We start from the raw sequence: 723 nt of genomic DNA on the forward strand, positions 1-723 counted from the left end.
ATACAGGCATGGCACAGTCAGAAAGGTGAATGTGCCACCGTCCTATATCCAGAAGCGTAATGAATGTCACCCTGCTTCTGACGCCTGCTCTGCTAACCATCCACCAGGACATTCAATAAAACCTGTTAATGATTTTAGTGCTCTCATTACACAAGAAAAAATGGATTGGCTGGCGGGGATACCTGCTCGTTATGGTGACGGCTATGATGGTAGAAATCATAGTCAATTTGCCTGTTCAATCAAATGGTACACATCAGGGTCAAAACGACCATTAAATCATAGTGAACAACGCCAACTGATACCAATGTTGCACGATTTTAAAGCGACACCCGGGTGGAGCTGGCGAAGCCTGACAACAACGCTTCATTCATTGACGTCAGCGGGTGTTTTTACCCCTTATAAAGGCATGGATGAAGGGGTTAAGGAAACTCAAGCCGCTTTACTGTCAAATTTACTTGATGCAGTAATACGTAAGTGCAACCCAAAAAATGAAACCAGGGATATTGATGTACAAGGTATCAGCAACCTGCTGTGGGCCGTGGCAAAACTGGTGGACAATGGGCTGGAGCTTGAGAAGATAACGAAGCTGAAAGAGGCCGTGGCTGCGCTGTTGCCCCGGGTGAAAACCAAAGCCGAATCAAAAGAAGAGAAAGACCACTTCAAGCCACAGGAAGTCGCGAACCTGCTGTGGGCTGTGGCGAAATTGGTGGACAACGGGCTGGC

Annotated in this window: 1 protein-coding gene; it reads left to right on the forward strand. The window is 47.3% G+C overall.

Annotated features, from left to right (window positions below):
* Positions 1-31: 31 nt before the first annotated feature.
* A partial coding sequence (locus J7438_RS26525) for a hypothetical protein (protein ID WP_209279021.1) occupies positions 32-723 on the forward strand: 692 nt, incomplete at its 3' end.

This window comes from Thalassotalea sp. G20_0 (assembly GCF_017744175.1).
Lineage (GTDB): Bacteria > Pseudomonadota > Gammaproteobacteria > Pseudomonadales > Endozoicomonadaceae > Endozoicomonas.